14 protein-coding genes are annotated in these 19,775 nt (G+C 65.8%); 8 read left to right on the plus strand and 6 right to left on the minus strand.

Features of this window, described 5'->3' with window-relative positions:
- The first annotated feature begins 47 nt into the window (after positions 1-47).
- The 5 genes from ABIA35_RS45230 to ABIA35_RS45250 all read left to right on the plus strand — a co-directional run bounded on the left by ABIA35_RS45230 (position 48) and on the right by ABIA35_RS45250 (position 10,927).
- Positions 48-3,944, plus strand: coding sequence for a phage resistance protein (locus tag ABIA35_RS45230; protein WP_370362107.1), 3,897 nt, complete (start codon positions 48-50; stop codon positions 3,942-3,944).
- Positions 3,944-6,889: a BREX-2 system phosphatase PglZ gene (pglZ, locus tag ABIA35_RS45235; protein ID WP_370362108.1), complete on the plus strand. Its 2,946-nt coding sequence runs from the start codon at positions 3,944-3,946 to the stop codon at positions 6,887-6,889. The genes ABIA35_RS45230 and pglZ overlap by 1 nt, the downstream gene beginning before the upstream one ends.
- 65 nt (positions 6,890-6,954) lie before the next feature.
- Positions 6,955-8,328, plus strand: a complete 1,374-nt coding sequence (gene brxD / locus ABIA35_RS45240) for a BREX system ATP-binding protein BrxD (protein ID WP_370362109.1) — start codon at positions 6,955-6,957, stop codon at positions 8,326-8,328.
- Positions 8,325-10,451, plus strand: a complete 2,127-nt coding sequence (locus tag ABIA35_RS45245) for a DEAD/DEAH box helicase (RefSeq protein ID WP_370362110.1) — start codon at positions 8,325-8,327, stop codon at positions 10,449-10,451. Before brxD ends, ABIA35_RS45245 begins: the two co-directional genes overlap by 4 nt.
- A gap of 176 nt (positions 10,452-10,627) precedes the next feature.
- Positions 10,628-10,927, plus strand: a complete 300-nt coding sequence (locus ABIA35_RS45250; RefSeq protein ID WP_370362111.1) for a hypothetical protein — start codon at positions 10,628-10,630, stop codon at positions 10,925-10,927.
- 57 nt (positions 10,928-10,984) lie between these two features.
- On the opposite strand, the gene ABIA35_RS45255 is transcribed toward ABIA35_RS45250, so the two are convergent.
- Together ABIA35_RS45255 and ABIA35_RS45260 are read right to left on the minus strand one after the other, a co-directional pair.
- Positions 10,985-11,191, minus strand: a complete 207-nt coding sequence (locus tag ABIA35_RS45255) for a hypothetical protein (RefSeq protein WP_370362112.1) — start codon at positions 11,189-11,191, stop codon at positions 10,985-10,987.
- A 370-nt stretch (positions 11,192-11,561) separates the two neighbouring features.
- Complete coding sequence (locus tag ABIA35_RS45260; RefSeq protein WP_370362113.1) at positions 11,562-12,728, minus strand: competence protein CoiA family protein; 1,167 nt, start codon at positions 12,726-12,728, stop codon at positions 11,562-11,564.
- Between the two features lie 798 nt (positions 12,729-13,526).
- Here ABIA35_RS45260 and ABIA35_RS45265 point away from each other — a divergent pair.
- Entirely contained in the window at positions 13,527-14,270 is a 744-nt protein-coding gene (locus tag ABIA35_RS45265) for a hypothetical protein (RefSeq protein ID WP_370362114.1), read from the plus strand.
- A gap of 44 nt (positions 14,271-14,314) precedes the next feature.
- Here the strand turns inward: ABIA35_RS45265 and ABIA35_RS45270 are convergent, their stop codons facing one another.
- On the minus strand, positions 14,315-15,079 hold the full coding sequence (locus tag ABIA35_RS45270) for a competence protein CoiA (protein WP_370362115.1): 765 nt from the start codon (positions 15,077-15,079) through the stop codon (positions 14,315-14,317).
- A gap of 335 nt (positions 15,080-15,414) precedes the next feature.
- On the opposite strand from ABIA35_RS45270, the gene ABIA35_RS45275 reads away from it, so the two are divergent.
- The gene (locus ABIA35_RS45275; protein WP_370362116.1) at positions 15,415-15,750 is read left to right on the plus strand and encodes a hypothetical protein; all 336 of its coding nucleotides are present in this window, start codon (positions 15,415-15,417) and stop codon (positions 15,748-15,750) included.
- A gap of 273 nt (positions 15,751-16,023) precedes the next feature.
- Here ABIA35_RS45275 and ABIA35_RS45280 read toward each other — a convergent pair whose 3' ends face one another.
- The 3 genes from ABIA35_RS45280 to ABIA35_RS45290 all read right to left on the minus strand — a co-directional run bounded on the left by ABIA35_RS45280 (position 16,024) and on the right by ABIA35_RS45290 (position 18,636).
- Positions 16,024-16,938: a DUF4238 domain-containing protein gene (locus ABIA35_RS45280; RefSeq protein ID WP_370362117.1), complete on the minus strand. Its 915-nt coding sequence runs from the start codon at positions 16,936-16,938 to the stop codon at positions 16,024-16,026.
- Between the two features lie 237 nt (positions 16,939-17,175).
- Complete coding sequence (locus ABIA35_RS45285; RefSeq protein WP_370362118.1) at positions 17,176-17,853, minus strand: PE-PGRS family protein; 678 nt, start codon at positions 17,851-17,853, stop codon at positions 17,176-17,178.
- Between the two features lie 156 nt (positions 17,854-18,009).
- On the minus strand, positions 18,010-18,636 hold the full coding sequence (locus ABIA35_RS45290) for a hypothetical protein (protein ID WP_370362119.1): 627 nt from the start codon (positions 18,634-18,636) through the stop codon (positions 18,010-18,012).
- A 138-nt stretch (positions 18,637-18,774) separates the two neighbouring features.
- Between ABIA35_RS45290 and ABIA35_RS45295 the strand changes: the two genes are divergently transcribed.
- Entirely contained in the window at positions 18,775-19,383 is a 609-nt protein-coding gene (locus ABIA35_RS45295; RefSeq protein ID WP_370362120.1) for a hypothetical protein, read from the plus strand.
- The last annotated feature ends 392 nt before the right edge of the window (positions 19,384-19,775 follow it).

The raw sequence follows: 19,775 nt of genomic DNA on the forward strand, positions 1-19,775 counted from the left end.
CCAGTCCACCCCGTCTCACCCGGCCTGCAAGGAGAGCGTGAACCGCGATGGCACAGCAGCCACTGCTCCGGGATGTCATTGACATCAAGCCGTCCATCTCCACCTCGGACTTCGTCCTGAGCCTGGCCGAGGCGACGACCCCTGCCGGCGCGGAGCGCGCGCTCAAGGACTACGTGGTCACTGAGCGTCTGCTGGAGAACTTCGACGAGGCCCTGGATCTGATCAAGTCCGCCTTGGACGGCCACAGTTCCAAGGCGGCCTACCTCCATGGCTCGTTTGGTTCGGGTAAGTCGCACTTCATGGCGGTGCTCTACGCGCTGCTTAGCGGAAATCCAGCGGCACGGGCCCGGGGAGAGTTTGACCCGGTCCTCACTCGCCACGCGTGGCTCGCGGCGGATGGGAAGAAGTTCCTGCTGGTGCCGTACCACATGCTGGGGGCCAAGGCTCTAGAGCAGCGGGTGCTCGGCGGCTATGTCTCCCACGTCAAAAAGCTGCATCCATCGGCGCCAACCCCGCAGGTCTACCGTACGGACTCACTGTTCGCCGACATCCGCGCCATGCGCGCGAACATGGGCGACGAAGCGGTCCTTCGCGGTCTGCGCGGGGGGACCGATGGTGCAGGGGAGGAAGAAGACGAGTGGGGGGAGGGCTTCACGTGGACCGCTGCCCTCACGGACACCGCTCTCGATGCGGAGGAGAACCACGACCCGACGGTCAAGCTCAACCTCGTGCACCCGACCACCGCGAGCGAACTGCGTGCCAAGCTCGTCAATGATGCCAGCATGAACCTGCTGCCAGGTTTTGCGAAGAATGCCGCCGAGGATGAGCACGGCTTCATCTCCCTGGACGCCGGCCTGTCCGTGATCGCCGAGCACGCCAGTTCGCTCGGCTACGACGGGCTGATCCTCTTCATGGACGAGCTGATCCTGTGGCTCGCGACTCTGATCCACGACCAGAAATTCGTGGCCCGCGAAGCCAGCAAGATTACGAACTTTGTGGAAGGCGGCGACGCCCGCCGCGCCATCCCGATCGTGTCGTTCATTGCCCGCCAGCGGGACCTGCGTGAGTTGGTCGGCGAGGAGGTGTCCGGCGCGGCTGAGTCTTCGATCCAGGACACGCTCAACTTGGCTTCTGGCCGCTTCGACAAGATTACGCTGGAGGACCGCAACCTTCCGCAGGTCGCCCACGCCCGGTTGCTCAAGCCCAAGGACGCTGAGGCGGACAAGCTGATTGACGCCGCGTTCGCACAGACAAAGAAGCTCGGCCCGCAAGTGTGGGACACGTTGCTGGGCTCGGACAAGGGGATGACCGGCGCGGACGAGGAATCGTTCCGGCTGACCTACCCCTTCTCGCCGGCATTCATGGACACCCTGGTCCACATCTCCTCGGCGTTGCAGCGCTCCCGCACCGGTCTCAAGCTGATGGGCCAGCTCCTGGCCGACCACCGGGACGAGATCCGCCTCGGCAACCTGATCCCTGTCGGCGATCTCTACCCGGTGATCGCCCAGGGCGGCGACAAGCCGTTCGTGGACAGCCTCAAGGTGGTTTTCGAGGCCGCCGACAAGCTCTACAAGATCAAACTGCGTCCCTACCTGCGCACGTCCTACGACGTCACAGAGGACGACATCGAGCAATACGCTCACCGGCCAGAGACCATCACAGATCCCAAGCTCGCCGCCCGCTGCAAGCTGTTCATCGGCGACAACCGCCTCGTGTGCACACTGCTCCTGTCCGCACTCGCGCCCAGCGTGCCGGCCCTGGCGGACCTCACACTTCGCCGCCTTGCCGCACTCAACCACGGATCGGTGATGGCACCCATCCCGGGCAGCGAGGTCGGCATCATCAAGAACAAGGTCGCCGAGTGGGCGAGCCGCTACCCGGAGATCAAGGAGACCGGGACCGACGCCAACCCCGGTGTCCGGCTGGAGTTGTCCGGCGTGGACGTGGATTCCGTTGTCGCTAACGCCGCCGTCAACGACAACCCCGGCAACCGCGTCGCGCTGGCCAAGCGCCTCTTGACCGAGGAACTGGGCCTCGAGCCCGGACCAGGCCTCGACGAGCTCACGTTCACCTGGCGAGGCTCGACCCGCACCGTGGAGGTGGTCGTCGGCAGCATTGCAGATGAGGATGAGCTGCCCGACCACGAGATGGCACCGCAGATCGACGGCCGCTGGCGGATCGTCATTGACCTGCCCTTCGACAACGGCGACTACGGGCCCGTCGACGACGCCAACCGGATCCGGCGACTGCGGGAACGACAGCAGGGCGAGCGGTCGCGAACTCTGGCCTGGCTACCGGCGCACCTGTCCGCTCAGCGCCTGGCTGATTTCCGCAAGCTCGTCATCATCGACAAGGCACTTGCTGACGACGCCCGGTTCGCCACCCACTACGCGGTGCATCTCAACGCTGACAACCGCGTCCGGGCCAAGGGCCTGCTCCAGACACAGCGCGAATCACTGCTTCGACAGGTCAAGACGGCCTTCAAACAGGCCTACGGGCTGGCCCAGAAACAGCCCTCTGATGTGGAGATGGGCTTCGAGGACCATCTGGAGCCGTTGCCCGACGTCGACGGCCTCGCTCTGTCGATCGGGCAATCACTGCACGACGGGATCCGCCACGTCGCCGGCAGACTCCTGGCACACCAATTCCCCGCTCATCCGAACCTCGATCCGGACGCCACCGGCACCGCCGTCAAGGCGGCTGATGCCCGCAAGGTCTTCACCCACGTGCGAGCCGCCGCCGAATCGCGCGATCGACGGGTGGAGGTACCCGCAGCGGACCGCAAGCTGATGCTGAGGCTCGCGGGCCCGCTGGGCCTCGGGCAGCAGAAGGAAGCGTATTTCGAGCTGTCCACACGCTGGGCCGATGACTTCCGACGACTGGCCAAAAGCCAGGGCATGACCGGCGATCTCAGCCTGATCACCCTCACAGACTGGATCGACCTGCCCGAGCCCCGCGGCCTGGACGACTTCCTGACCAAACTCGTCGTCGCAGCCTTCGCAGAGATGGACGACCGAGTCTGGGTGCGCGGCGGCACAGCGCTGGACCCCGCCCCGGAACTGTCGCAGATCAAGGATCACGACGCGCTGCGAACCCAGCCACTGCCCGCCGAGGCCGCGTGGGAGACGGCCCGTCAGCGGTTCGAGACCATCTTCGGGACCAAGGCGCCGATCCTCCTTCGCGGCCGCATCGTCAACCAGTTCGCCCGCCAGATCGCCGACGAGGCCCGCACCTACCTGGACCCAGCCGCCGACCTTGTGCGCCGGCTGGAGGAGCACGCGGACTTCCTGGGCCTGGACGAGACCGATGAAGCCGGCCGGCTCGCGATCGCCCGCCGCTCCGTTGACCTGCTCAGGGCTCTCACCGGCACCGTGGGGCAGGGCGCGGCCGGCGCTAGGAAGACCGTCGAGGCGCTCGCTACCTTTGACCTCGGCGCGGTGAGCCCCGATCGCTTCGGGACCTCGATCAAGCAGGCACACGCCGTGGCACAGGCGCTCGCAGCAGAGTCCTGGGCCACGTTGGAACTTGCCGCTGGCCAGGGGGCCGAGGGGCAGGCGCTGCTGGACTCATTGCGGAATATCGCCCGAGTCGACCAGCGCACCGGCGACCTGCGAGAGGCCCTGGGGCAGACCACACGGCAGGTGCTCGCGCTGATCAAGCGCAGCCAGGCCGCTGCCGCCCCGCCGCCCGCGACTGGCGGTTTCACACCTGGTCCTGCCGACGTGGACCTGGCCACGCCGAGCAGCGTTCCGCCGGTGACTGGCACCCCAGCTGCCACGAGCCCAACCTCGGGCGTGGGCGCGACCGCCGGTGCCGTCCGCAGGTCCGGTGGTGGGCGGACAACAGTGGCCCGCGCGGTGGCCGAACTGCAAGACGAGCTGGCCGACCTCGCAGCCCTGGAGCCGGGTGCGACCGTCGAGATCACGTGGCGGGTCTTGGACTGATGACCACGTCAATCAACGACACGAGCGCAGGCACGCCCGCAGGTCCGGGCGCGGTGCGCCTCAACACCGCCACCGTCACCCAATATCTGACCTCGCAGTCATCACTTGCGGATTCCCTGCGCGGCGCCGGGAAGCGGCGCGCGGTGCTGCTGCGGTCGACAACCCAGTGGGACGGCCCGACCGAACCTGCTTGGGGCGACGGACTGCGTGCTCGAATCGCCGCAGCGCCCTCGCCGTTGGCAGTGCACGAACTCGTTCTCGGGCACTTAGTCGATCAGACGCCGGGACCCGCGGTGCTGGTCGTGCTGACGGACCGGGAACAGACCGAGCTCGACCCGGCGATTCTGGCACGCGCGCATAAGCAGCGCATCGAGATCGTCGACAGTTGGGACGTGGTCCGCGAAGCCTTCGGCGCCGCGCAGCTCGACCCACGTTTGAAAGACGCGAACTGGGCCGCTGAGGCACTGCTCGACGCCACCCCGCCAGGCGGCTGGCCGGCGCTGGCCGGCGGCCTTCTATCGAGGCGTGGCGCGCTCACCGCGTTGGCGCTGCGGCGACTGCGAGTGGGCCGATTCGACGAGGATCGCGCCACCACCGGTGCCCCAGCGAACGACCGTCTCGACATGCACCTGCTGCTGCACTGGTCACTCGCCGCTGGCGGCCCGGAACGGCTGCTGGAGCTTCGCGGCCCGGAACGAGCCGGGCTGATCTCCTTCCTCAGCGAAGACGATCAGGCGGGCCTGGCCGGACGCGGGCTGCTCGCGCTGGTCCAGGCCGAGCACGGAGCGGAAGCCGCGGCGTTCGGCCTGGTCTGCGCGGCGCTGTGGCAGCATGCCGAAGCCGACGCCGAGACCTACCGGGCTCGCGGCAGGGCCGAGCAGTGGTTTGGTGAGAAACCGCCAGCGGCCGGCGAACAGCTCGACGCCCTGATTTCGGCGTTCGGACGCGCCTGCGAAGAGTACGTTGCCGCCCAGCTTGTCGCCGGCCGCAGCAGCCTGGACGACACAGACACCGCACGCGAGGCACGCCGGATCACCGGAACCGTCCTGGACCGCGCCGCGATCTTGGCCCGACAGTTCGGCGCCGAGCGAGCTACCGAGGCCAGCCCACTGCTGGCCGCAGGCATGGAAGCCCGCTTCACCACCGTAGGCCGCACCCTGGCAACCGGGGACGTCACGAGGATCGCGGCATCCGTCCAAGCGCTGCGAGAACACGCGCTCGCCGCCGACCCGCACGCTCGTGCGCGAATCGAGCGGGCCCGGATGGCCCAACGCCTTACCCAATGGCTGGCCGGAGACCCGTCGACAGCCTCTGACACCGTGGCCGGGGCAATAGAGCGGCACGTCACCGACATCGCCTGGGTAGACCGGGCGCTTGAGCACATCGAGGCCGGGGGCGACCCCGACCCCGTCCTGAAAGCCGCCTACGACAGCCTCGGCGCCCAGGTGCGCGAGCGCCGCCGCGGAATCGACCGCTCCTTCGCCAGCACGCTCGCCACGTGGACAGCCGCAGGCACCGACCCAGGCTCCATGCTGACCGTCGAGACGTTCCTGCGGCGGGTCGTGGAGCCGGTCGTCAAGGGCAGCGCCGGACGGCGCGTTCTGTTGCTCATCCTGGACGGGTTGAGCGCGGCCATCGCCACCGAGCTTGCTGACGAGCTGCGCCACTCCTGGGCCGAGTACGACCCGGTGCCGGCCAAGGACACCGACCATCGGCCGCGGCGTCGCGCAATGGCTGCTGCACTGCCGACTCTGACCGCCGTCTCGCGAACCTCACTGTTCGCAGGAGTGCTGATGAAGGGGGATCAGAGCGACGAGAAGCGGCTCTTCCCCGGGCACCGGTTCTGGGGCGGCGAGCCAGCGATCGTCTTCCACAAGGACGACTTGCGCGCGGACACACCAGGTGACACGTTCGGCCCGGCCCTGACCGAAGCGCTTGCCGATGACCGAACGCATGTGGCGGTCGTGCTGAACACCATCGACGACCGGCTCGCCAAGGAACAGAAGCTCGGAGACGGCACCTGGCGCATCGACGAGATCGGCAAGCTCCGGGATCTCCTGCGGATGGCCGCTCTACAGGGCATGGCCGTGCTGATCACCAGCGACCACGGACACGTCGTGGACCGCCACGGCGTCAAAGTCGAGGCCGCAGACCCCGGCTCGGCCCGCCACCGCCTGCCGGGCGGCCACATCGCCGACACCGAGATCGAGCTGACAGGATCCCGGGTGGTGTGGCCCCAGGCCGGTGCCTCGATCGTGGCACTGTGGGACGCCGATTCCAGATACACCGCGCTCAAGGCTGGCTATCACGGGGGCGCGGCGCTGGCCGAGTTCACCATTCCGGTTCTGGCGTTCCTGCCGTTTGGGGCTGAGCCGCCCAAAGGCTGGCGTGAGCTTGGCGATCAGCGCCCGGCGTGGTGGTCGCTGGCCGGGGACGCGGCCCTTGCGGGCGCCGCGCCGGTCGCCACGCCCGGCAATGACGCGCACAAGAAGCCTTCGCGGCCGTCGAAGGCTCAGGCACAGTCAACCAAGGAACCGGCTGGAGTCGATGCCCTGTTCGACGTGCTACCCACAGCTGCCGCCGCTGAGACGGTCAACGACGCGGCCGTGACGTCGACACCGGTCGCCCCCGCCTCCGGAAACGGTCTACTCGCGGCACTGCTCGCTTCGGCTGTCTTCGAGGCCCAACTGGAACTTCTGGCACGCAAGCCCCCCAAGGACAAGGTCGCGAACGCGGTGCAGGCACTCCTAGACGCAGGCGGGACGCTGCCAGCGACGGCGCTGGCGCAGCGCATCGGATACCCGGTCAGTCGCGCCGACGGTTTCGCGGCCGTCCTGCGCCAGCTACTCAACTTCGACGGAATCCAGGTGCTGGAGACCCTTCCTGACGGCCGCACGCTGCGGCTGAGCAAACAGCTCCTGCGCGAGCAGTTCGAGCTGCCGTAGCTCACGCCAGCTTGGAGGGCAGGACGGACCGAGCGGCGAAGATCAACGAATGGGAAACTGAACCGGTGACTGGAACGGACACCACGCCCCCTGCCGCGCCGTCGGTAAGCGCGGTGCGACGTCGCGGCATTGTCGACGCCCTGCGCCGCGGCGCCGTGCCCGAGGCCGGCCTGGACCAGCTGGCCGTCGGGCTGGGCCGGTTCCAGGCGGCAGTGGACAGCGAGCTCGAAGCCGTCGCCGCAGGGGCTTCGGTGTTCAAGGCGGTGCGCGGCGAGTACGGTTCCGGCAAGACCTTCTTCACCCGGTGGCTGGGAGAGCAGGCGAAGCGCCGCAACTTCGCAGTGGCAGAGATTCAGGTGTCTGAGACCGAGACGCCTTTGCACCGGCTGGAAACCGTCTATCGCCGACTCACTGAGCGCCTGACGACCGCCAGCTTTCCCCCCAGCGCGCTGCGCCCGGTGGTCGACGCCTGGTTCTACGCGCTGGAGGAGGACGCCCTCGCCGCCGGCGTCTCGGACGTGGACCTTACAGGGGCCGTCGAGGAGCTCCTCGTGCTGCGCCTGGCTGAGGTCTCGCGCCACGCGCCGAGTTTCTCCGCAGCCCTGCGCGGCTACCGCGCTGCACTGGACGCGGGCGATGAGAAGACAGCCGCGGCAATCCTCGCCTGGCTGGGAGGCCAGCCGCACGTTGCCGCAGCGGCGAAACGTGCTGCCGGCGTTCGAGGCGACCTGGACCACTTCGGAGCACTCGGATTCCTGCAAGGGCTGCTCACAGTGCTGCGCGACGGCGGCCACCCCGGCCTGTTCGTCGTGCTCGACGAGGTGGAGACCTTGCAGCGGGTGCGATCTGACGCCCGCGACAAGGCGCTGAACGCGCTGCGACAGCTGATCGACGAAGTCCACTCCGGGCGCTTCCCCGGTCTGTACCTCATAATCACCGGCACACCCGCCTTCTATGACGGACAGCAGGGCGTCCAACGCCTGGCGCCTCTGGCCCAGCGGCTGGCCACCGACTTCGGCACCGACGCGCGCTTCGACAACCCGCGCGCGGTGCAGCTGCGACTTCCCGGCTTCACCCTCGACAGTCTCGGCGAACTAGGCCGTACGATTCGCGACCTGTACGCGGCCGGAGCCGGCGATCCCGAGCGTATCAAGGCCCTTGTCGATGACAACTACATCTCGGACCTTGCTCAGGCCGTTACCGGCTCACTTGGCGGCAAAGTCGGGGTCGCCCCGCGGCTGTACCTTAAGAAGCTTGTCGGCGATGTCATGGACCGTGTCGACCAGTTCCACGATTTCGATCCCCGTCGGGACTACCGACTGACCATCTCGACGAATGAACTTACAGACGTCGAGCGGAACTCAGCAGTCGGCGCGGACGACATCGACCTCGACTTGGACACCGACGTGGCGCCGGCGACAGGGCAGGAAAGCCCGTGACAGCACCATCTGCGACCGACGACCTGCTCCATCCGGTCTTGCTGCACCACATCGTCAACACCCTCGGCTGGCCCGAACTACGCCCCCTGCAACGCGCCGCGATCCAGCCGCTGCTGGATGGAGACGACGCCGTACTACTCGCCCCCACAGCCGGCGGGAAGACCGAGGCTGCCTGTTTTCCGCTGCTGACCGCCATGGAACGGCAGCGCTGGACCGGCGTCTCGGTGCTCTACCTGTGCCCGCTCAAAGCGCTGCTCAACAACCTCATCCACCGGGTCGACACCTACGCGCAGTGGCTCGGCCGTCGCGCGGAGCTCTGGCACGGCGACACCGGGGAGGCCCAGCGCCGCAGGATCCGTACCAACCCGCCGGACATCCTTCTCACCACCCCAGAGTCGCTGGAAGCCATGCTGATTGGCCTCACCACGGATCACGGCCACCTGCTCGGCACCGTCCGCGCCGTTGTCGTTGACGAGGTCCACGCCTTCGCTGGCGACGACCGCGGCTGGCACTTGCTGGCAGTCCTGGAGCGACTGTCCCGGATCACCGGGCGGCCGATCCAGCGGATTGGACTGTCAGCCACGGTCGGCAATCCGGAACACCTGCTCACCTGGCTGCAGGGCTCTGGCGCGAGTACACGTCCAGCCCGCATTGTGGCACCGGAGGCTCCCACGGCCCCGACCGCCGGTGTTGGGCCACCCCCGGGGGACGTTGAGCTCGACTACGTCGGCTCCTTGGACAACGCGGCCAAGGTCATCGCCGCGCTTCACCGCGGCGAGAAACGCCTGGTCTTCTGCGAATCCCGACGCCAGGTCGAACAACTGGGCGCCGCGCTGAGGCAGCGCGAAATCACCACGTTCCTGTCTCACGCGTCCCTGTCCCTGGAGGAGCGCAGCCGGTCCGAGCAGGCATTCGCCGAGGCACGCGACTGCGTTATTGTCTCTACCTCCACCCTCGAGCTCGGGATCGACGTTGGCGACCTGGACCGGGTCATCCAGATCGACTCACCGGCCACCATTGCCTCCTTCCTTCAACGGATCGGCCGCACCGGCCGACGCGTCGACAGCGTGCGCAACTGCCTCCTGCTCACTACATCCGCCGTGTCGCTGCTACAGGCGGCGGGCCTGCTACTACTGTGGAGCCGCCGGTGGGTCGAACCGGTCCAGGCACCGCCCAACCCACGGCACCTCGTCGCCCAGCAACTTCTTGCCCTGTGCTTGCAGAACCACAAGGTCGGTGACCAGCTCTGGGCCGACCAGTGGAACGGACTGGCCCCCTTCGACCGCTCTGCCGAGCCGATCCTGCGCTACCTGGTCGACAACGGCTTCCTCGACCAGGACGGGGGGATGCTCTTCATCGGACCCGAAGCCGAGCGGCACTTCGGCCGTCGGCACTTCATGGGCCTTACCGCGGCATTCACCGCTCCGCCGCAATTCACTGTCCTCGTCGGCCGCGCAGAGATCGGCCGCATCGACCCCACAATCCTCACGGAAGAAAACCCCGGCCCACGCCGCCTACTCCTGGCTGGCCGTAGCTGGCAGGTCACCCACATCGACTGGACACGCCATCGCGTCTTCGTCGAGACCGCCGACGGCGGTGGCATCGCGAAGTGGTCCAGCGGAGGCATCGCCGGACTCTCCTTCACCCTCACCCAGGCGATGCGTGAGGTCATGCTCGGCGCGGAGCCGCCAGTTCGACTCACTCGCCGCGCGACCGCCTGCTTATCCGAACTCCGCGAGGCCGATGCATCCGACTCAGTCCACCCCGGCGGGACGCTGATCACTCGCGTCGGGACCGACGTGCGCTGGTGGACCTGGGGCGGATACCGAGCCAACGCTACATTGGCCGCCACCTTGTCCAGCATCGCCGACCCGGTCCAGCGGCCCACCGACGCATGGGTTCGGCTGCGCGAAGACCTCACCCCCGCGATGTGGCGGGAGGCGACCGCCGATGCCGCGGACCGGCTTGTCCTTCCCGATGTCGATGCCCGCGCTGTCAAGGGGCTCAAGTTCTCCGCTGCGCTCCCACCCGCCCTCGGCGCAGCCGTCGTTGCTGAGCGCCTTGCCGACCTGGACAGCGCCGGGGGTCTGCTGCAGCAACCCATGCGATTCCACGTCCACTGATCCGCGAACTTGCGGAAGAGCATGTCATGAGCATCTCTATGATCGGACGCGAGAAGGGCGTGAGTCATGGCTCTACCACACGTGCCCGGCGATCGTTATCATCACGTCGTGGACCTCCAAGCCGCCGGGCGTTTGTCGTGATATCCCCGAAGTGCGTCAAGTGCGGGCGGACGGCGATGAAAGGCAAGCAGAAATGCGGGCCCTGCATTAAGCGCTTCACCGGGCGTGCGGTTGTAAAGGTTGCTGCCAAGAAGTCCAAGAAGTCGGCTGCCAAGCCGACGAAGTGCGCCAAGTGTGATAAGCGCGCGCTGCCGGGGCAGACGATGTGTCGCAAGTGCGCAGACCGTACCGAACGGCTAGCAAGTCCTATTGCGCCGGGTGGCTGGGTGCCGGGCAGTGGCGGCACCATCATTGCGGAGATCCTTGCTGATCCGAAGAACTCGCGCTCGAACAAGCAAAGCGACTGGAAGCGATAAGCCTTGAGCCAGCCTATGTGACCGGGCTGCAGTGGCTTGGCCATGGCCGGCATCAGGTCAGATTGGGAGAATATCGCTCTCTTTGGTCTTGCCGACCGCCCGCCTATGGACGTGCAGCGGCCTGCTTTCGGCATCGGCACTGACTATTGGGTTGAGCCAGTCTCGATCGGTGCGGGCAAGCAGCCGGGTGTTGTTCATGGCGGTCCGCAACGGCAATGGGGTCTCGCCGGTGTGTTCGACGAGTTCTCCTGTCGTCTCGTTCACGTGTCGCTTGACTACCAGGGCAGTTGCGCTTGACCTGATCCGTCGAGCGACAAGGGCAACAGGAGCTGGATTTCGCCGCGATGATACTGGGGATGGCGGTTTTGTAGTTCCGCTGAACACGTCGTTCTGCCGCATCTTTTGCCGCCATCGTGAACGCGAGGGCCTGTTGTGGCGACTCCGGAGGGTAGCGGTCGATATTGTCCCTGAAGTGATCCCTATCAGGACGATCCTCTTGCGGGGGTCGTAGAACAGCGCTGCAGGGTTGTCCCAGTACTTGGCCATCTGCGGTTGAGGATCGAAGATGCCGCTCACTCGGTTGTCGCTTTCCTAGGCTGGCGGACAGACTACGGTGCTGGCAGCCACGGCCGGCCTACGCCTCCGGGCTCGTGCCGACGACCTCGACTCGCTGATGCATCAAGATTGTGCGGGGCCCGGGGTATTGACGGAAACCCTCCAGCGACTGCCAGTCGGGGAACAGCAGAAGCAGCTCAGACAGCACCAGACCCGCCTCCTCACAGAGCTTGGAACGGTGCGGGTTGAACACCGCGACCGGCACGCCGTTGTCATCGACAAGTGGAACGCCTTCGGCCCAGTGCGTCTCGCCGATACTCCAGCCGGGAGTCACGGCGACATTGTGAGCCGCAAGCATATGGTCGATGGCCTTGGCAGTACCGCTGAGCCGCTTGGGGTCGCTGGGCGGACGGGCGGCAACGCGGGCCGCCCTGGCCCGGCCCTCCACCTCGACGGCCTGTTGCAGCGCTTCGGCAGTGCCACCGTCCCGCAGCGCGAGCCTTTTGATTCGGAACCTGGCTTCATCCTCGAGCTGCTTGGCTTCGATCTCGGCCAGGCTGCGGTGGGCATCCTCAAGAGCCGCGCGTTCTGCCGCGATGTATCCCGGTGCCGTCCAAACGACGGCATCGGACGTGGGCGCGTAGACGCGCACACGCCGGGCCAGAACCCACCCCACGAACTCCGTAAGGCTCGCCGATCGGGGAACCCAGCTTCCATCGACGAACGCGACGAGGCCGTCGACGACAGTCCATTCAGCCCCGGCAGAACCGGCCTCGACCCGGAGCGAGGGGACGGTACCGAACCACCACGGGCTGCTGCGACGACCAGCGCTAACCCAGCAGACGTGAACTCGGTCGCGGGCGAACCGGGATGTTCGCTCGGCTATCTCGCTGCGGGTGATTTGCGATAGCTGGGCCTCCCAGGCCATACGCAGCAAACCATCCGGCGAGGTAGCCAGGACGTCAGCCCGCCAGCTTCCGTCGGCGGCCGGGACCTCGAACTGCGCCGTCCAGCCTACGGCCCGCACTGACAAGGCCAGTTCGAGTTTAAGCAGATGGTGGGACAGCGACTCTCCGATCACGCAGTTCGCGCCAGCGTCGTGGGCGAAGAAGCGCAGACCATTCGGGGAGACCTTCGCATGCAGCCGGTGCCCGCAATGCCGGCACGATAACACCTCGCGTGGCCGAGATCGATGGACTGCCCTCCAGTCCCAGCCGCAACCCAGATCAGCCAGAGTCGCGTCCAATGTTCCACGTTCATCGTGTAGCGCAGTGAAAGCCACCACCCCTCCTATGCTCGCGAGTCACCGCGTACCGTGATCTTCAGGTTGGGCCACTCGGACAACGACGTCTGCCGCAGCCGATGGGCATTGACGAGCTGTAGTGCGACGGGACGACCCTGACTCCAGAATCGACTCTTCCATGGAGGCCTCAGGGGCTTGTGGCATCGAGGCTGCGACGTGAAAAGCGCGTGGGCACTTGCCGACGCTCTCAATATACTGCCGAAGACGGTGCGTAACCGTGGCACGGCCCGGTTGGTAGCGACCGAACGGAACGTCAGGTGGGGCGTTGGCGTGGGTCGTTGCGGACGGACGTCGTTGTGCCGGCGGTTCTGGTTGTCCTAGCGGTTGCGACGAGCCTGGAGCCGAAGGTGTCCGGCGTCGAGATCGGCGAACGGCAGATTGTTCTCGGGTTCGTCGCGTTTCTCGGCGTCGATGCATTGAAGGGTCGGGTCGCCCAGGGGTGAGGCTCCCCTGGGCGACCCGGCCTCTCAATGGTGCCGACCAGGTAGCTGACCTCGCGAGGCGCAGGTCGCGGAACGCGTCAGAGGAGATCAGTAGTCTGGTGGAGTTGCTGTAGTTCCGGGCTTGGGGGCGAGCGTGCACGGGAACCCTGAAGCGTGGCTCTTGTCGCGCGGTGACTTCTACGAGAGATCCCAGCTGGTCGAGCGCTATCGCCTACCCCTTCACAGCGGTATCGCCCCGTCGAAGAACAGCTCCCACATAGTTCTGTTCAACGCGGACGCGCGGTGGGACAGGAACGGAATGTACCGGTACACCGCCGCGCAGGCGGATTTTGGAGCAGCACGTTCTGGGCGTGCGGACCGGGTGAACAGCGTCGTGCTGTCGGCCTGGGAGCACGGGCGCCCGCTGCATGTGATGGAGTACATCACCTGGGGCGCGCCCCTCCGATACGTTGACGCCTTCATCTTGGATGACGTCGTCGACGAAGTAGCGCCGTCAGGGGGTCGAACCACCGACTTCGTTCTCAAACCAGTCAACGCGGCAACCCATTCCCCGGATCAGTGGCGCTGCATCGGCGACCACCTCAAGGTGCGGCTCGTGACGGTTGAGCGTCACACATTGCTGACCGAGCCCGCAGGAGTGGCGATGGATGAGCTGGGGCTTCGACCCGAAGCCCTGCTGGAGAAGCTGTTCTCCCGGTTTGTCATCAAGCAAGGCTTCCCTGTCTGGAGGTTCGAGATCAGGCACACCGCGGACTGCAGCCCGCTCTACACCGATGTATGGATTGGTGGCCTGAACCTCCTGGTGGAGGCGAAATCAAGCGCTTCGCGGGACAGTGTTCGGATGGCGCTTGGCCAACTGTTGGACTACACGCGCTTCCTGGACAAACCGGCCCAGGCGATCCTCGTGCCGAGCCGTCCGGAAGGCGACGTGTTGGAACTGGCCCGAAGCCAGGGTACCCCCGTGATCTGGCCCGCTTCGGACGGAACATGGATGTCTACGGGGCGGTGGCTCAGTCGGCTCGGGATCGTCAGTGTGTCGTAGCAGAGCATTGGGCCGTCGCGGCGTCGGTGCTTGTTGCACCTCTGTCACTGGCAGAACTCCACCGCCCACAGGTCGCCGAACTTTCCAGGGTGCAGACTGATGTTGAAGCCGCCTTCGACGACTGCAGGGACCTTGCGGGTATTCCGCAGGACGCGATCCGGGTAGTCCACCGACTCATGGTCGCCCTCCGGTGTGTACCACTCGCGATACTCGCCAGGCCGTGTTACCCGCGACAGCCGCGCCCGGAAGATGCGACGCTGCTCGGGATCGATTATCGGGACATCGAGGCCGTAGCGGTTTGCCACGTAGAGCATCTCGTTCGGCACCCGCGTCTCAAGGTCGCCACCGTGTGCGATGGTCAACGCGACCGCTCGATGGCTGGTGAACAGCCACGCCGTAGCCTGATAGCCGATCCGGCGATCTGCGCGCATCCGCGCCCTCATCATCTCGACCGATATCGGAGAGTCCTGGACCTCGACGGCAACATAAACGGCGGTGCCATCCGCGGCCCGCACCTCAACCCCTACATCTACACGCCGGCCGGCCTTGACATTCGCGACCTCGAGCTGGGCACGCCAACCGCGGACGGTGAACTCCTCCAGCAGAACCTGCTTCGCAAGGAGATGCCGCCAACTCTCCGCCTCCGCGAACCGGCATGTTGCGTTCGGCAGGTGAGCGAAGTGGGCGGCCACCTTCCGGCCGCGCTTCAGAACCACATCGCTCTGACACATCGGGCACTGATACGAGCCCGACTCAAGATCACGAGTAGCCAGTATCCGGTCGCCGTCTGGGTTGGAGGCAATCAGCACACGGATACGATACAGAGCGCTACTGACCGTGTACATGACCTGGCATTCGAGTTCAATCGGGGTCCAAGGTGGAGTCGTTCTCCATGAGGTGGGAGGTGTGCAGGCTACCAACCAAGCATCGGCCGTTATTCTCCACGGGCGACGCGTTTCGCGCCTGCCCGTCTATTGGCGACACGGTCTGCCGTACTGGACGGGCTGGAGGCGGCACCTTCCGGATGATGGCTGTTCAGGGAGGGCGCGATCAGGGGAACATCTGCGGCTTATGGATGCGGCCAGTACACGGATGCGGCGTTGGGAGCCAGCGCTGCGGTCTCCGATGCGGCGATGATTAGTGAGTGCCTCTTGAGGACTATGAGAAGCAGGAGAAGGCGTTCCTGCGAGACCGCAGCTTGATCCAGATGCACTACCTTCCCGAGTCCGCGGGCTACCCGCGTCACGGCATCATCCCTGCCGTCAAGCTGCCGCTGCGACGTATCGCCGAGACGTACGCCCAGTGCTTCAAACGCGAGAGCCACTACAACTCCGTGCAATTCCAGGCGGACGAGCCGTCGTGCCAGGCGGCGCTACTGACAAGCCAGCGGTTCGCGGCCTGCGGAAGTATCGTCGCCGGCGCCGCAGGATTCAGCTCGAAGTATTGGGCTGATCAAGGTGACCGCCTGGTGTTGGCATAGGCGTGGCTCCACCCATACGAGCGTGGCCAGGGCCTACTGTGGCAGCACTGGGCAGAACTGGAGCACGAGTACGGCCAGTTCCTCATCGCCCACCCATACAGACCGGCCATGACCCGCTTCCTCATTGCGCATCGAGACGACATCGACCCCGAGCGGATTACTCCGGGGTACCGTGAGGAGATCTACGGCAGCGAACACAGCTATTGATATTGGCGGCGAGCATCGTTTGCGGTCCACTCGGAAGTGGATTCATCAGCGGCGGCTGAGGGCGGATCACCCGCCATAACCCTGCAGGAAGGCAGGAGCTATGAGCCGCTGAATTCTCAGGCAGTTCTCGAGATCCGCGGCAAGCTTTGGGTGCTCCTGGACCCAATTCGGAGAGTGTGCAACGAACTCGCGGCTGTTGAAAACCGTGTATCGGTTCACGGCTGCAGCATCCAGTCGTTCCATCTGTGGCGAATGCCGAGAGATAACCAGGGCCAAGTCGTCGCCCAGCGGCGCCGTTACTCGCCGGAAGTAGTGAAGCGGCGCCCCGACCCCGTGGTCGAGGAAGCCAGGAGGAACTCCTGGTGGAGGGTCGGCGGTGACGCCAGAGAAGCAAGGGACACTATCGCCGATGAGTAGCCCCTCTCGTCGAGGTCGATAGCACGACCAATAGGAATCGCCGGCGAGCAGAAAAGCGACCACTGGATTCCATCGATCCTTCGGGCGCTCATACGGATCGTTGCGGATGTTCCATGGACTGAGTACATGCATCCTGATGAGGGAGAGGAAGCTCGTCTGGAGCTGCTCGGCGGACCATCCGTCGCTGGAATCTGTCGCTGCCACCTCGTTGCCGATCATGTGCATAAGGAAACGGCTGCGCTGGTACTGCAAGGCCATCAGCCATGCAAGCGGCTCACGAAGTTCAGCGGGCACCTCACGGCGCCGACTCACTGATAGTTCGCTGATCGCCGTCGCGGCTTCTCCCTCGATCGACGCCATCGCGGATTCCAGAGAGACGTGGTCGGGCTCCTTGCCAGGCCAATACAACGTGTGGCCATGGTTGCGGTGCCCGACGTCGGTGACGTTCGAGGTGAATTGGCGATCGGCCATGTACTTGTGAACGAGCAGCTTGCCGCCCGGCCCGCTGAACCGTTCCAAAAGGAACTGGGGCACGAAGTGATGCTTCTTGGGATGAGCAGGCACATCATTACCTTACGCTGTGTGTCCGGCCATGCGGCTTGCGCTCTGTGGCGGGACACCCATCGTCCCGCGAGGCGTGCTCGGGCCCTCGAGCGTGCGGTGAGGATTCGTTGATCCGTCTTGGCGCGAACCGCCTCTGCTCCTGAGCCGCGAGGTCCTGGACGGCTCTTCGCGGACCGGGTGCAGCCGCGATGTCCCAGTCAAAGACGCAGGTCACCGGAGCGTGATTGACAGCTGTCGTCACCGGAGAAGTAGCGCCGCGACTTGACCGGGCAGCAGCGTGCATATGTCGGTGATGGTGACGTGGGCGCCGTGGGTTGCGGTGAACTGCGCGATTGTGGTGTCCAGCGTGCCGAACTTGTCTTCGAACACGGCCCGCGCGCCCTTGGCTCGATCGAGCCCCCACGATGCGGTTGAGGTGCACGAGCGAAGGAAATGTCCCGGCCCGGGTCCGATGACCAGCAGCTCGGCGCGTGGGGCATCGGAGGCGGCAAGCAGCACGAAGTCCTTGAACGTCTGCCGTTTGCGCATCGAGTCAGCGCCCTTCCACTGGGAGAACTTAAACTCGGCGGCGCGCAGATCGGTGTGCAGATCGTAGGGCCGTGTCGGGTCGTTTCCTGCAGCCAGCGAAGGCCGAGTGATGATCCGCTCGCCGTCCTCAAGCAGGCTCGGCAGCGCGAGCACGATCCCGGCGGCATGCACGAGGTCGTTGATGCGGCCCAGCCGCGCCCGCACGATCACGGCAGCGGCCAGCAGTTCGGCGGTGATTCCGGCTGACGCCGCCGCCTGCGTGACACCGGCCCGGTCGGCACCTTCCAAGGTACGCTCAAGGGTGGCGACGGCCTCGGTCAGCGGGGCAGTGCGCAGAAAGTCGTCGAGTTTCTCAACCGCTGTCAGCAGATCCATCTCATCGGTCACGACGGGCATTGTCCCGCGGAGTACTCACGAGTGTCGGTCCACGCCCAGATCTCGCAGGCGTCTGATCCTTACAGCGACACAGAAATCGCGGCTTCCGCCTTCCGCTGAGGCCGTCGCGCCATGCTACGGGCGTCCGGCGCCGCCATGTGGCCGTCGCTACTGGAGCCCGCCGAACCGGCACAGGATGTCCTCGATTTCCCCTGCGGTGAAGTCATCGTCCCCCAGCTTGTAGTCCTTGAGGATCTCTAGGGCTGCCTCGGGCAGCTCCTCTACGCTGATGCGGTCCTTGCTTAGCCCTCGGATTAGGGCTCTGGCGCCGATGCCCGGATCGGCGTGGAGATAGATCTGCTCCGGTTCGTAACCTCGGTTGGCTCCGATGGATACAGCGGCGTCGTAGACAGTGACAGCCCCTACGTCGCGAACATTTCGCGCTTCGCGCTCGAGGATATGGTGAATGTCGTCAAAGCAGGTCGCAGATCTGATCTCATGACGGACCGTCTCCGAAGTGAGGCGGTCACGGAAAAGTGTCAGCGCGTTCTTGCGGCCGGAGGTAAGAGGTCGGCCGGGCTTGGCCTCGAGATGAGGATGGTACGTACCGTTCGCCCTACGGCCCTCGCCCGCAAGCGCTACAGCCTGCTCGAACGCCATTTCCCGGAACCGCCGGCGGTCCTCGGATTCAACCCACTGCTCCAAGCGCTGGTAGTCCCTGACTGCCCGGATCAGCTTCTCACGCGTGAGCTCCTCCACCCTCACCGCCTTCCCTTCGTCTTGGGCGCCGGTCATGCGTTCCGCTGAACGCGGCCCGACCCAGCGCAGGACTCTGCCACAATAGGCGTCCCGTCCAGCGCCGGCACAGACCCGCCGGACCGCACCGCAAGGCCGGCGAGCGGACCTCACGGGCCCGAACTCCACGAGGATGTAGTGCAGACCAAACGAACGGTCACTATCCCGACGTGGGTCGGCGCATCGGTGATGCTGCTACTCGGCGCAGCTGTCGCAGCCTTGATCATCACAATCGCACAAGCCCCGAAACGGCAGTCCGCAAGCGAGTCCATGACGGCCGCAGCAAAGCCACCGACTCCTGCCGCCACGTCCGCAGCGACCCCGGCCGTCCCGACACCGGAAGCCACTGTGGTTTCCATCCCTGCTCCGCAGCCGCATGGATCCTTGGCAGTGGTGCAGGCTGGCGGCTCCTACGGCCAAGGGTTCCCCGACGGGCCATGTGCGAACTGGCTGATGCGGTTCCAGAACAACTCCGACACAGAGATCATCCAGATCACGTTCGCCCCCGCCGCTGGTTCCTACACCAACTACAAGAAGTGGAACGGAACCTCGTTCCCGACCATCGCCGCAGCAGCGCCGGCCCCAGCGGTCCTGAACGTGTCGATCCCCGCCCACAGCTATCAGGACATCCGCTTCAAGACATGCACGACGACGCCACCGCCGGCTGACCCCGACTACCAGTTCGAGGCCGAAGCCGCACATGTCACCTACACCTGGGCTACCGGCGCACCCGGCACCGTCAGTTGACCGGCGGGGACTTCTTTACGGATCGACCGGAACCCGCTGCGCAAGGAAGCGATCTGTAGAGCGTGCGGCCGACACTTCTACACGCGGTAGCCCCGGCGACTGCGGCACGGAAACCCGTGTGAGTCCTTGTGTTGGTTGAGGCTCAGCGATGGCGCGACATGCGTGAAGGTCCTACCGCCGGCCAGGCACTTGATCCGGTAGCTGGCGGAAGTGCTCCTGCGAGACGTACTTCGCAAGCAAACTGGGCGCGCATCGTGCTAGGCGCGGTCGCCTTCGGTGAGGTCGGGGCCCGGTACGGGGTCACGTCCGCTGGTGTGGTGTAACTGACCTTGAGCTGGGCTCTAGCGCGTTGGGAGCCATCGCAGGACGTTCGTAGGGAAGTGTTCGAAGTT

The organism is Catenulispora sp. MAP12-49 (genome assembly GCF_041262705.1).
Lineage (GTDB): Bacteria > Actinomycetota > Actinomycetes > Streptomycetales > Catenulisporaceae > Catenulispora.

Coding starts and splice junctions, on each gene's coding strand:
- pglZ (WP_370362108.1), top strand. CDS start 3,944: ATGACCACGTCAATCAACGACACGAGCGCAGGCACGCCCGCAGGTCCG.
- ABIA35_RS45290 (WP_370362119.1), bottom strand. CDS start 18,636: ATGACCGGCGCCCAAGACGAAGGGAAGGCGGTGAGGGTGGAGGAGCTC.
- ABIA35_RS45230 (WP_370362107.1), top strand. CDS start 48: ATGGCACAGCAGCCACTGCTCCGGGATGTCATTGACATCAAGCCGTCC.
- ABIA35_RS45250 (WP_370362111.1), top strand. CDS start 10,628: ATGAAAGGCAAGCAGAAATGCGGGCCCTGCATTAAGCGCTTCACCGGG.
- ABIA35_RS45265 (WP_370362114.1), top strand. CDS start 13,527: ATGTACCGGTACACCGCCGCGCAGGCGGATTTTGGAGCAGCACGTTCT.